We start from the raw sequence: 12,754 nt of genomic DNA, 5'->3' as shown, positions 1-12,754 counted from the left end.
GTCCTCCTGATGCATAATATCAACCCTATTATAGCATGGGTCTTTCGTAGTTACCTAACTAATTGAAAATTATTCTCATAATACTATATACAAGTTTCGGAGAAGTTAAACATTGCAAGCTGTGTTGAAGTTCCCACTTTAACGCAGCTTGCATTCATTTCGTATGATCTTCCAGGAAGTCCTTGCTGAAGCTTGTTTTCGAGGCGTAGCTTTTTGATTTCACCCGGACACCGCGTTTAATGGCGCCTTTACCGAACTTCTTCTCAATCGTATCGACCAGTTCCAAAATCGGCTCGTCTTTTATATGCTGCTCAAAATTAAACAGACTGAGCTGCTGGGTCAATTCGGACTGATCGACAACATTGGAAACAGTAATGCCGATTAGTCGGACTGGCGTTTCATCCCAGTGTTCGGTAAACAGCTTCCACGCGATTTCAAATATTTCATCTGCCTGATTGATTGCGTTTCGCAACGTTTTACTGCGCGATACATTTTGCCAGTCGAAATTTCGGATTTGAATCGTCACGGTGGTCCCAGCCAAATATTTTACTTTCAGCCGTTCTGATACACTTTTACTCAGCTTTTCGAACGTTTCTTTTAAAATATAGTATTCGGTCTCATCTCTTGGAAGTGTCGTCGAGTTCCCGACACTTTTTGTATCAAAAATAGCATTCGGGTCAACAGGCCGCGAGTCAATACCATTTGCACGCTTGATAAGTCGAGCTCCGTTTTTCCCTAAATTCCGGATTAACAGCCGTTCATCCGCTTGCGCCAAATCACCGATTGTAAAAATATTCATCGTATTTAACTTCTTCGCTGTTTTCTCCCCTACCCCGTGCATTGTCACGACTTCCTGCGGCCATAAAAGCTCCGGCAGTTCGCGAATTCTCAAGATCGTAATTCCGAGCGGTTTTTTCATATCCGAAGCCGTTTTGGCGAGAAATTTGTTAGGGGCAATACCGATCGAACACGGCAAGTCAAGCTCATGTAAAATACGCTGCTGAATTTCCTCGGCTAACTGGAGCGGATGCTGTGATTTCGAGCGTTCTGTCACATCCAAATAGCCTTCATCAATTGATACAGGTTCAACTAGATCCGTATAGCTTCGGAGTATGGAGAAGATTGCCGCACTGGCTGCCCGGTATTTTGGGAAATCAGGAGGCAGTAACAGCAGTTCAGGACATTTACGCTTTGCTTCCCCGACATTCATCGTCGTATAAATCCCTTTCGCACGAGCCTCATAAGAGCTTGTTACGATAATACCGCGTCGTTCCTTAGCATTTCCTGCTACAGCAATCGGCTTTCCTTTTAAACTCGGATCGTGGGCCTGTTCGACCGATGCATAAAAACTATTCATATCTAAATGGAAAATAATTCTCGCTGCCATTTCCCCACCTCCTAAACTGAGCAGATTGTTATGAATACTATTTTACTACATTATTATTGATACGGGGTAAACGCTGAACTCAATAAATCAGAGGAAAATCTTTGTTTACAATGCCACAGAAAGCAGAACATAAAAAAACCGGAATTTCAGATACAAATCTGACCTTCCGGATCAACACAATATTCAATCGCATCGAAGCTATTTCAACTCTTTCATTCGATGCTGCCAGTAATATTCAAATACCTCAAGTGAAGATTTTTGCGGAATATACTGAAATACTTCCTTCAGTCTTTTATTGTTCAGAACCGGACGATAACGCAGGAAATCAACCTGTTCTTCTCCGTACTGACTTAACTTCAGCCTTTTTAATATAAACAGACTCCCTTTTATAACCGGTGCCGGTATTTTCACAACTTTTTTATTCAGCAATATGCCAAGCTCATCAATTGTGACAGCACCATCCCCCGCCAGATTGAAAATACCTGTCACCTCACTGTCAATGGCTTTCGCAAAACAGGAAATGACGTCCTGGTCCCATATAAAAACAAATGGACTTTTTGATTTGGCGACACCAAGTACCATGTTCTGTTCGAACAAATTCGTAATTTGATTGCGTACATTCTTCCCTAAAATCGTTCCGATCCTAAAAATTGTCTGCTCAAGCTGCGGGTATTGCGAGCGGTACTGCTCGAGCATCTCTTCCACTAACCGCTTATGATAAGAGTAGGCAAATGCTTCATTGCCCCGGATTGGGTCTGTTTCTTCTATCCATTCCGCGTTGGTATCATAGTAGCCATAAGCCGCACCACTGGATGAAACGACAATCCGCTTAACATTTGTCTGGACACATGCTTCCAGAATATTTTTCGTTCCTAATACATCTACAGAATATTCGAATTCCCGGTTGCTTTTCTTACCCGGGGTAACAATCGATGCTAAATGGACAACGACATTCACATCATATTGTTCAAAATATTCCTTCGCTTCATCTGAGCGGACATCCAACACGATATAGTGCAGATTAGGATGCGCTTCAAAAGGAGACGTATCTCGAATATCCGCTGCTATAATGGAATGATTTGTAGACTCCAGTAAATGACGGACGAGCTGTTGACCTAAATAACCACCCGCCCCAGTAATTAAAACGTTCATGCCTGGACCTCCTGTTGAACTGTGACAATTGCTTCGGGAGCGCGCCTTGACCAGAATGTTGCGATTGCTAATCCGGAAATAATATGCCAGATTCCCCACATTGCCGCAACAAGCGCCATACCGCCTAAACCTCCAAAGAAGGTAAAGATGAGCACAAGGCCAAGACCCGAATTTTGAATACCGACCTCGATGGCGATCGCTCTTCTGTCACGCTCGTTCACTTTTAGTGCACGGGAAGAGAAATAGCCGATGCAAATCGCCAGTAAATTTTGCAGGATCACGACCCAAACAACCGCCCCAACATTATTAATAAATGCATCGAAATTATTCGCTACCATAATGACAACAAAGAGCACGAAAATGACAATCGAAAGTTTCATCATGATCTGGTTGAAACGGGCTGCAAACTTCGGGAATTTTTTTCGAATATACATCCCGATAATTAACGGCAGACCGAGCATGAAGAAAATTGTCGTGAACATATCGACAACACTAATACTGAACGATGTCATAATTTCTTTTGTCGGACCGTATAAAGATGCCCAAAACATTGTATTGAGCGGTGTCATAACAATCGCCAAAACCGTGGAAATGGCTGACATGCTGATCGACAAGGGTGTATTGCCCTTAGCATAATGCGTTAAAAAATTCGATAAATTCCCTCCCGGACAAGCTGCGACTAAAAATAATCCTAACGCAATACTCGGAATCGGCTGAATGATGCTGACAAGAACAAATGTAATCGCCGGCAACAGGAGAAATTGACAAGCAAATCCGATTAATGCCGGTTTAGGTGTCTTTAACGATCTCTTAAAATCGGAAACTTGCAGATCGAGCGCTACGCCAAACATGATAAATCCAATGACGATGTTCATAATTAACAAGGCTGTCTCATTAAAGTTTATTTGAATAGTATCGATTCCCATACATTATTTTCCTTTCGGTTCGGCATGCATGTCTTTGAAAAAACGTAACCCTGGCGCCCACATATGCTTGACCGGGTCAACCTCTGTATGAATGACTGTACACTTTCCGACTGAAATAGAAGTTAAGAGTGCCTGCTCCAGCTGGTCAAACGTTTCTACATATTCACCGTGTGCCCCCATCGCTTTTGCAACTAAGTCAAAACGAATCTCACCTAAATCGGCATTAATGCTTTCATGTGGATCCAATGTTTTTTTCAACATCGTTTTAATCGGTCTTAGCGCAAAATGCTGATTCATTTTCACCATGCCCCATTGTTTATCACAAAGCACAATATAGACGACATGCAGATTGTTGCGCACAGCTGTTTCGATTTCCTGAGGGTGGAAGCCCATTGCCCCATCACCGATAATGCATAATACCGGCTGTTCCGGCTTGGCAACAGCTGCACCGAGTGCCTGACCGACACCTGCACCGAGCATGCCGAATTTAAATGTCGATAAAAGCGGCATCTCATCATTCACTTCATAATAGAAATTCGACCATATGGCTGTATTGCCGCCGTCTATGACTAGTGGTGTATTTTTAGGAAAAATTTGATTGGCCATATGCGGAATTTGTGCCGGATTTAATGGTGAATTTTTATCCGCTGTATGCTCATTCAATTTTTTGCGGTGCGCCCTTTTCGATGCAATATGTTTTTCAATCATCTGTTTTCGATTTGTATCCATTACGCTTTCCGTATCTCGGTTTAAAACAACTAACAGCTCTTGGAGAAATGCTTTAATGTCGGCCTGAACCAATAGCTCGGCAGGTTTATTTGCCCCAAGAATGGAAGGCTCCAAATCTACTTGAATGACCGTTTGATGTGCATTCCAGTAAGGTGCTTTCCCCCACCAGTCCGTTTCACCGAGACGGGACCCCAATACTAAAACAACATCCGCATCGTTTCGGACATTATTATTTGTTTCGATATGCACCATTGGCAGCATAAGCGGATTATCCTCGCTCATCGCACCACGCCCTGCCCAGCTCGTCGTAACCATTGCCTGCAGTTTTTCCGCCACTTCAGTCAGTTCTTTTTTTGCACCTGCATGGATGACACCACTGCCGGCATGGATGATCGGGAATGTAGCTGACTTCAGTAATTCGGCTGTACGTTCGATTTGATAGTTCGATGCTTTCGGCAGCTCCAGCATGCGGTATTGGGAAGGTTCCCAAAAATTCAATTCGCAGCTGACTTTCGTATTCATAATGTTTTCCGGGATATCCAAATGAACGACACCCGGACGCCCTTCATAGCATTTGCGCAGGGCCATCCGCAGCATTTCAGGAATCCGGTCAAAAGATGGTACTGCTTCACTCCATTTGGCAAACTGTTTAATTGTTGATGTCTGGTCGAAACACTGATACGTGCCGCCACGATCCGGATACATGATACCTGTTCGTCTCGCACTTGTAATGCACAACACGCGATTCCCTTCCGCTTCTTCTACAACGAGTCCCGGCAGAATGTTGGCAACACCTGGTCCATTACTTGCCATACATACACCCAGGCGGTTTGTCACCCGCGCATAAGCGCCTGCCATATGGGCCGCACTTGTTTCGTGGCGTGGTGATATGAGCTCAATCCCATTCTTTTGCAAATTCGAATAAAATCCGAAATACGTTCCGTCAATAATCCCGAAGATGTTATCCACACCTTCTTTTGCCAACATTTTTGCTACTACTTCTCCACCTGACATTGTTGCCATTCCACAATTCCCCCTTCAATTTGTAAACGCTTTCTTAATTGTTTAAAAATCACTTCAATCTCTTCACTACTTGGAACTTTCCTGTTCGTTAAAATGCCATTGCCGGATAGCGCCTGATCCGCGAGTTGTTCGATCGCTTCATCTGTCAACAACGGAGCTATTTGTTGTGCGCTTTTCCAAATGTGCTGTTTTCTGTTCAACTCATCCAAATACCCGCTTAAAAATTGAGTTCCATTTAAGCCGATTATTTTTGCTATTTCCTCGTAACGTTCATACGCGCTTTCCAGTGAATATTGGATGACAAACGGGTGCATCAGGGCCACACACTGTCCATGCGGCATATGGAATTTCACACCGAGTGCACGACCTGTTGCATGTGCCAAATTTGTCGAAGAGTTGGAAAACGCAATCCCCGCATAAAAGCTCCCCATTAATAATTGCTGTCTCGCCTCCAAATTGTGCGGCTGTTCAAACACCATCTCTATATTTTTTGAAATACAGGAGATCGCTTCTTTCGCGTAAAAGTCACTCATCGCATTCGCTTTCGTTGAAACAAACGCTTCGATCGCATGTGTTAATGCATCAAGCGCAGTAAAACTAGTAATGGATGGCGGCACATCTACCGTAAGCATGGCATCTAAAATGACGACATCGGGAATAAAACTCGGATGTGCAGGATTAAGCTTTTTTTGAAGCTTTTCGTCCGTAATGACTGTTACTTTTGTCGCTTCAGAACCCGTCCCCGCCGTAGTAGGAACGGCGATAAACGGCAAGCGGTGCAATTCAGTCAAATTCGGAATATCGTTTAGGCTCAAGTTCGGATTCACCGCAAAAACAGCCACTGCTTTCGCTAAGTCAATGACACTCCCGCCACCGATTGCTATAACACCATCACAGTTATTTACTGCGAGCTCACCTAACGCCCGTTGCAGCTCAACTGTTGTGGGCTCTCCTTTAGAAATTTCATAAAAGTGCGTATCCGGTAGTTCATGCTTCAAACTATTTAATTGACCACCTATTGCACTTTTGCTGTAAATAATGAATGGCCGCTTCATCTTTTGGTGATCAATTTCTGCTGATAATCGTTGAAATGAATCGATTCCCGTAACAATTTTCTTCGGTAGAAACAGTTCATTAATCAAGAAGTCACACCTCCTGCTGTTCTTTTAGTTTTCAGTTTCAACATATATAGCTCTGGGTGAAACAAACTACTGTAATACTCGATCACTTCACCTCGCACACCTAAAATGACCCGTTCAATATTTAAAACATTCGTATTCGGCTTCAAATCGAGCAATTCCGCATCTTCTTCACTAATGGGGCTACAGCGAATCGTCTGTTCAGCTTCGACCATTGTAATATTCAATTCTTTTTCGATAATGTCATAGATTGTCGCTTCATTCAGATCGTGTGCGGCTATTTGATTTCCTAAGTGCGTATGATAAAAATGCCGTTCGATGGAGATTGGCTGGTCATCAGCTGTTCGTACTCTTGAAATCCCAAATAATATGGATTGCCCTAATATCGCACTTGCTTCCGGAAAGTTATCAATATTTTTCGCATAAAGGAGTTTCGCACCGGGTTTCATTCCCATTTGCCTGACCGTATCTGTAAAACTGTTCAAAGAATTCAGCCAGTCATGTACCGTCTTATTCTTTGTAATAAACGTCCCTTTTCCATGAATTTTTTTCAGTACCCCGTCATGTACCAAATGCTTTACCGCCTCTCTCACCGTTGACCGGCTGACAGAAAAGCGCTCCATTAATTCACGTTCGCTCGGAATTTTCTCCACATGTTTCCCTTCAACAATTTCAGTTTTCAATAAATCCTTTAACTGGATATGTAACGGAATATGATTTTCAAAGTTCATCGTACCCACCTCCATTGGTCCGCACATCATAACGTCCGTACCAGTTCACTTTGTAAAGTTGATTATAGGGATAGTTTCCATTAATTACAATAAGTTTTCAGAATTTTCTAATATATGATTCTTCTATAATATTTCACACTATTATTTCCAAAAAATGATAAAAATAAAAATTCCCCATTACCTAAATCTTTATAGATTAAGGAATGAGGAATTTCATCAATTATATTTTTTTGCTATATTGAATTATTTTAAAAAATTTTACGCTGTCACGTCACGCTTCATAAAGTAGCCGAACGTAATCGCCAGGAAGACAATCGCATATACGATGTTAACGATTAACGAGAACGTAAACGTTAAGCCTTCAATCATCGGCATACTTCCCGGTGCATAATACGATAAATCATTTGCAAACCAAATGTATTTCGCAAAATCATATTGGGCGATAAACATTGTCGCTGTAGAACCCATCAATAAGATGAACAGCGATAAACTTACCGCTAACGTACTTGAACCAAAAATCGTACCGATCATGAATGCAAATAAAATCGTCATGATAATTGAACCAAGTGAGTAAAGTGTCGTTTCGACAAATGTATTCTGCACTGTTTCCTGCACAACTTGCCCATCTACGATCGACAATGCAATAGCACTGTCCGTTCCGAAAAATGCCATCCCGACAATCAATGCCACTATGATTCCAACAGCAAATAATGTAATACCATAAAGAATCGAAGCAACCAATTTTGAAAGTAAAATCTTCCATCGTGCTACTGGGCGAGTCAATAACATTTTAATCGTACCAGTACCAAACTCAGATGAAACGATACCTGCCGCAATAACGACAGTAAAGATGCTTGTTACCATGATTGTCAATGTTAACGATAAGTCCATATGCTCCGTAAATGTCATTGCATTTGATGGTGGCAAATCATTGGCAATACGGTATTCAATCATCGCCATTTCTTCCTTGAAATATTGCTCATCTTCCGGCATTAATTCTCCTGAAGCAAGCATTTCTTTCGGATGTGCCAATAGTTCTTCATTTGCTGCTAAACGCGCTTCTTTTGTGCTTGAATCCACGTCATAATATTTGTTCATTCCTGCAACTAATACGATTAACACGATTAAAAGACCGCTCATAATCCATGCATTTTTTTGCGACCACATTTTGATCCATTCATTTTTAACGAATTGCATCGATTGCACCTCCACCTGTCATCTCGATAAATTGATCTTCAAGACGTTTTTGAATCGGCTGGATCGTATACAGATCAATGCCCGATTCAACTAGTTTACGAATAAGTGCAGGCACTTCTTCTTTTGTCAGATTGACGACATAGCCGCCATTTTCTTTTGTTAACGGTTCTTCAAACATCGCCAGCAACTGATCCGGCTGACCAACTTCAATATAATATTGCGATGCCTCGACATGTTGCAGTTCACGAATATCAATGAGCTCACCATTTTGAATGATCGCGATCCGGTCTACCATTAATTCAATTTCAGATAAAAGGTGACTCGATACAACGATTGCGACATTATCCTCTACGGCAATTTTACGTAAATACATACGGAACTCACGAATACCGGCAGGATCCAGACCATTTGTCGGCTCATCCAAAATTAAGAACTTTGGACGGTGCAGCATCGCCTGGGCAAGTCCAAGACGCTGACGCATCCCTAACGAATACGTTTTCACTTTCTCATGAATACGATTTTGCAGACCGACTTGCGCTACCACTTCATCAATACGCTGTTTTGTTACACCTTTATGCATTCGGGCAAAGTGCTGCAAATTTTTATACCCGGACATATATTTATACATTTCCGGGTTTTCAACGATTACACCAATGTTACTGATTGCTTCTTCATAATTTGTCGAGAGCTCTTTTCCATCGATGATTACTTCTCCTTTTGAAGGGTACATTAACCCCGTCATCATGCGGATTGTAGTAGTTTTGCCTGCTCCATTTGGTCCCAAAAATCCGGTGATCTGACCCGGATAAAAGTCCAGGTTCAAGTCTTTAATAATGTGTTTGCCCTTGATTGTTTTGTTCAAATTTTTAATTTCCACAATTGGCTGTGACAATTGTCCACACCTGCTTTCTTTTTCTTCTATTACAAGCATTGATTGGCGTACCTTGATGCTATATGTAGTGACTCGAATGACTTCACATGTAATAGATTCTAATTACTATACTGGGTGAGTATGGAAAAAGTTTCATGAAAATATAATTATGGCGAAAAAAAAACCTCATCAAGTATTTCTGATGAGGTGAAACCCGTTATTAATATTCTCCAACCCATTCATCTTTCAACAGACCATAGACCGCATGATCGACATAATGATTGTACAGCCATTCCGCCTGACGGATTGTTCCTTCATGCATAAAACCAAGACGCTCCGCAATATGACGGCTTTTCGTATTGTTAACAGCAGCATGGATTTCGACTTTTCCAAGCTTATATTCGTTGAAGGCGATATCAATGATGCCTTTTACAGCACGTGTCATAATGCCTTCCCCTTGATATTCTTCATCTAAAAAATAGCCGATCTCGCATTTTTTCAGAGACCAGTTAATCGTATTAATCGATACTTTCCCGACAAATTGCCCTTTATAAAAAATCGCTGTATCCAAACCTTCACGCTTTGCGAATTTATTTAAATTCATCGCGGCAAAATCACGTGTATCTTCAACAGTCTTCGTATTATCTACCCAACCAAGCCACTCACGTAAATAATCACGTGAACGGTCAATGAAAGCAAAGATTTCTTCTGCATCATTTTGTGTAATTAATTTTAATTGTATTTCATTATCTACTTCATAAAAGAACATTACTATCTCTCCAATCTAAGCTCCCATTTAAAACAATAAACCCTTTTTTATTTTCTTATCATATAGAGCTATTTCCGAATATGCAATTAAAATATGTAAACCATTAAAGATTTGTGTAAGTTTACCATTTTCGTACCGTTAATTGTGCACTTTCTAAAGAAAATTCGCAATATTCCTGCTTACTATTTTGGTAAACTAACGGTGAGGTGTTTTTATGGAAACTAATGAACAAGCTTGGGGAAAGTTATTAAAATATTATCGGCAAAAAAAGAAGCAAAAACAAGATGACGTAGCTTTCGGCATCTGTACGCCTTCATATTTAAGTCGGATTGAAAACGGAATCGTCGTCGCAGAGCATTCGATGTATGAGCAGCTATTTAAAAATCTGGGCATCGATTTGAATAAGCTAGAACAACAGCTCCAAGGCCAAACAACTTTTTTGGAGCAGTTATACGAAAAATTATTGTCGAATATAGAGCTTACTGCAGATGAAATCGAACAATTAACCGCTATGCAAAATGATGAACAGCCACTTGAACAGCAGCTGATGGCAAAGCTTGTGTATGCTCGCTTCCTATATTCGATAAAAGAAGATGATCAGGCGAGAACAATCCTTCTTGAAATGGAACCGTTCATCAGCTGGAAGAAAGACCGGATCACCCAGCTATTTGTAGCGATTACCGCTTTCGGGCATCTTTCTTTTCAGGAATTTGAGCAGTTGTCAATTAAAGAAGAGAACGATCAACTGTCACAATTTCTATCCAATGCTCATCCTTTTGAACTGGCTAACTACCATTATCATATCGCTTTTGCGAATCACCGAAGCTACAAGTTGCAAAAAGCGCTCGAACATATTGAAATGGCACAGCAGTTTTTCACCCACCAGTATAAACCGTTGTTTCAGCTGAAGCTTTACTCCATGAAGGGTGTAATTTTCAATGATGCACATCGATTCCAGGAAGCGCTAAAGGAGTTTGAAGCAGGGCTCAATCTGCTTGCGAATGTCCCTTCCATTCAAACACCGATGCAATGGAGCTCACTGCATAACAATATTGCGTATTGTTACGAATGCCAGGAAAACTTTATGGAAGCCGCCAAACATTATAAATCGGCAAATGACTATGATGAAGATTTGCATTCAGCCATTAACTGGATGCGCACAAGCTTTGCGCAAAAGGATTTCGACCAGTTGCATATCTTGTTAAAACGCTATGAAGAACAGCAATTTACCGTACCTCATCATATTTATCAGCGCAGACTGCTAGCATATGCTGTTGAAAACGAGATTACGATCCGCGGATTGAAATTGCTGGAGGAGGAAGCTTTTCCACATTTCAGCGAACAGCAGTATTATTCATTAACTCTGTTCTATGCTCCATTATGGGCAGGGTTTTACGAGCAGCTACATGCCTATAAACAGGCAAGCCACTGCTTTAAGCAGGCACTTGATGCAAGTGAAAAAATACGGCAGCGAATGAGCAGCTAGGGGGTTAGGATTTGGAGTTAAAAAAAGAGTATTTTTATTTGTGGTTCGGGTTTGGCGCTTCCAAACTGGGCAGCTGGATTTACTTGATCGCACTCAATCTATTAGTCTGGCATTTGACCGAGTCACCTGCTGCTGTCGCGGGCATCTATATTATTGGCCCGATTGCCCGCATTTTGTGCAGCTTTTTTGCCGGCTCAATCGTGGACAGAACGAATAAAAGGATGATCTTGATTGTTTGTGATGTTTTCCGCGCCGGGATTGTCTTTTTGATGCCGCTGCTTTCGGAAATTTGGCTTATTTACTGTTTGATCTTTTTGGCCAATATCGCCGTCTGTTTTGCCAATCCAAGCAGTACATTTATGATTACAAAACTTGTTTTGCCAAATGATCGCCTGCGTTTTAATGCGATCAACAGCATGCTCGGTTCAGGGAGCTTTATGATCGGGCCTGCGCTAAGTGGTGCCATAATCGCCATGAGCAGTACTGCGACGGCGATGTGGGTGAATGGGTTTATGCTATTGTTTAGCGCATTTATGATGTATCTACTGCCAAATCAGGAAATCAAGTCATCCACGCAGTCAACTGTACTTACACTTACTGTTATCCGAAATGATTTTAGGACTGTGTGGGAATTTATCTCGCAACAGAAATCGCTGCTTAAATTTTTCGTTTTGTATTCAACAGCACTGATGATTTGTTTTTCACTCGATTCACAGGAAATGTCGTTTTTAAAAGACTTTCATAAAGTGACGGATTCTGTATACGGCATCATTGTAGGAATAACAGGAATCGGTGCCATTGTCGGTGGCTATTTGGCTGCCCGATTCGTGAAAAAACTGTCGCTCGTCTCGTACATCGGCGTCGGGTTTACATGTACATTACTTTCCTACTTTATATTTTACTTTTCGTCGAATCTGATGATTGCGGTCGCTGCATTTATTCTACTCGGACTGTTCATGGCGTTCAGCAATGCAGGCTACGCGACATTTTACCAGCAGACAATCCCGACTGAAATAATGGGACGGTTCGGCAGTTCACTTGGACTGATCGAAAGTGTGATGCAAATCTCTTTAACCTTGATCATCGGGTTTCTGGCGGAAATCTACACGATTCAACTGACAACAAGCATCTTCGCTTTGATTGGCGTTGTCATTGCATGTATCGTCTATTTCCATCTGTTGAACAACAAACCATTGTTTACAAAGGAGGAGCTTACTTGATTACTTATGGAACTATTGTGTCGGGTTGAACTTTTGTGCAGCGGGGAGAGGGGCCGGATTTTCTAATATATCCACAGAAGTTCTAATATAATTTTATTTGTTCTAATATATTGCCGATCTTCTA

The 12,754-nt window shown here is 41.5% G+C and carries 11 protein-coding genes; 2 read left to right on the top strand and 9 right to left on the bottom strand.

From position 1 onward, the window contains the following. Positions 1-154 precede the first annotated feature (154 nt). The 9 genes from MKY51_RS07440 to MKY51_RS07400 all read right to left on the bottom strand — a co-directional run bounded on the left by MKY51_RS07440 (position 155) and on the right by MKY51_RS07400 (position 9,924). The gene (locus tag MKY51_RS07440; RefSeq protein ID WP_339176242.1) at positions 155-1,387 is read right to left on the bottom strand and encodes a DNA polymerase IV; all 1,233 of its coding nucleotides are present in this window, start codon (positions 1,385-1,387) and stop codon (positions 155-157) included. Positions 1,388-1,585: 198 nt separating this feature from the next. After that, on the bottom strand, positions 1,586-2,539 hold the full coding sequence (locus MKY51_RS07435) for an SDR family oxidoreductase (RefSeq protein WP_339176240.1): 954 nt from the start codon (positions 2,537-2,539) through the stop codon (positions 1,586-1,588). After that, a complete protein-coding gene (locus tag MKY51_RS07430; protein ID WP_339176238.1) occupies positions 2,536-3,465 on the bottom strand; it encodes a bile acid:sodium symporter family protein in 930 nt (309 codons plus the stop codon). Before MKY51_RS07430 ends, MKY51_RS07435 begins: the two co-directional genes overlap by 4 nt. 3 nt (positions 3,466-3,468) lie before the next feature. Then, positions 3,469-5,217 (bottom strand): thiamine pyrophosphate-binding protein, encoded by a 1,749-nt coding sequence (locus MKY51_RS07425; RefSeq protein ID WP_339176236.1) that lies wholly within the window; start codon positions 5,215-5,217, stop codon positions 3,469-3,471. After that, positions 5,190-6,359: an iron-containing alcohol dehydrogenase gene (locus tag MKY51_RS07420; RefSeq protein WP_339176234.1), complete on the bottom strand. Its 1,170-nt coding sequence runs from the start codon at positions 6,357-6,359 to the stop codon at positions 5,190-5,192. The genes MKY51_RS07425 and MKY51_RS07420 overlap by 28 nt, the downstream gene beginning before the upstream one ends. After that, a complete protein-coding gene (locus MKY51_RS07415) occupies positions 6,356-7,087 on the bottom strand; it encodes a GntR family transcriptional regulator (RefSeq protein ID WP_339176232.1) in 732 nt (243 codons plus the stop codon). Before MKY51_RS07415 ends, MKY51_RS07420 begins: the two co-directional genes overlap by 4 nt. A gap of 258 nt (positions 7,088-7,345) precedes the next feature. Next, positions 7,346-8,284 carry an ABC transporter permease gene (locus MKY51_RS07410; RefSeq protein WP_339176230.1) on the bottom strand — a complete coding sequence of 313 codons (939 nt, stop codon included), beginning with the start codon at positions 8,282-8,284 and terminating at the stop codon, positions 7,346-7,348. Next, positions 8,271-9,176 (bottom strand): ABC transporter ATP-binding protein, encoded by a 906-nt coding sequence (locus MKY51_RS07405; RefSeq protein WP_339176227.1) that lies wholly within the window; start codon positions 9,174-9,176, stop codon positions 8,271-8,273. Before MKY51_RS07405 ends, MKY51_RS07410 begins: the two co-directional genes overlap by 14 nt. A 199-nt stretch (positions 9,177-9,375) precedes the next feature. Then, positions 9,376-9,924 (bottom strand): GNAT family protein, encoded by a 549-nt coding sequence (locus tag MKY51_RS07400; protein WP_339176225.1) that lies wholly within the window; start codon positions 9,922-9,924, stop codon positions 9,376-9,378. A 214-nt stretch (positions 9,925-10,138) separates the two neighbouring features. Here MKY51_RS07400 and MKY51_RS07395 point away from each other — a divergent pair, with 214 nt between their 5' ends. Both MKY51_RS07395 and MKY51_RS07390 read left to right on the top strand, forming a co-directional pair. After that, on the top strand, positions 10,139-11,410 hold the full coding sequence (locus tag MKY51_RS07395) for a sugar-phosphatase (RefSeq protein ID WP_339176223.1): 1,272 nt from the start codon (positions 10,139-10,141) through the stop codon (positions 11,408-11,410). Positions 11,411-11,421: 11 nt separating this feature from the next. Then, the gene (locus tag MKY51_RS07390; RefSeq protein ID WP_339176221.1) at positions 11,422-12,630 is read left to right on the top strand and encodes an MFS transporter; all 1,209 of its coding nucleotides are present in this window, start codon (positions 11,422-11,424) and stop codon (positions 12,628-12,630) included. Positions 12,631-12,754 lie beyond the last annotated feature (124 nt).

The organism is Solibacillus sp. FSL R5-0691 (assembly GCF_037974225.1).
Taxonomy (GTDB): Bacteria; Bacillota; Bacilli; order Bacillales_A; family Planococcaceae; genus Solibacillus.
The sequence above is the reverse complement of the archived record's forward strand: the minus strand, read 5'-3'. Positions and strand labels throughout refer to the sequence as shown.